The 400-nt window shown below is 69.5% G+C and carries 1 protein-coding gene; it reads left to right on the top strand.

Translation table 11 applies throughout. The annotated features are described in order from the left end of the window. Nucleotides 1–166: 166 nt before the first annotated feature. Nucleotides 167–400: helix-turn-helix domain-containing protein (locus tag G3I78_RS50120; RefSeq protein WP_164437338.1), on the top strand; the 234-nt coding region annotated here is incomplete at its 3' end.

Genomic DNA, 400 nt, shown 5'->3' with positions numbered 1-400 from the left:
GCGAATCCGGCACGGAATCGGGCCAGCGCGGACCCGACCTGGGACCAGAGGGCGCGGGCGTGGACGGTCAGCCGGTGTCGCAGGTGGTGCTGCGTGGAGTCGGGCGGGTTCTTGGGCACGACCCCATCGAAGCGGCCCGGACCGACGTCCGCCATGATCTTCGATCATGTGGGGAAACGGGCAGGTCAACAGCGTGATGCGGGCAGTACCGGTCGAGCTTGCCGCTGACGTGCGGGCATTGCTGGAACAGCGGGCCGCGTCCACGAAGGCGGCGGTGCGTGACGCGATGCGGGCCAGGGTCGTACTGGCCGCGTCGGACGGGATGTCCAACGCGGAGATCGCCCACGACCTGTCCGTGACGATCAACACTGTCCGCAAGTGGCGGGGCCGCTACGCCGAG

Source organism: Streptomyces sp. SID13726 (assembly GCF_010548375.1).
In the GTDB taxonomy this organism is placed as follows: domain Bacteria; phylum Actinomycetota; class Actinomycetes; order Streptomycetales; family Streptomycetaceae; genus Streptomyces.
The sequence above is the reverse complement of the archived record's forward strand: the minus strand, read 5'-3'. Positions and strand labels throughout refer to the sequence as shown.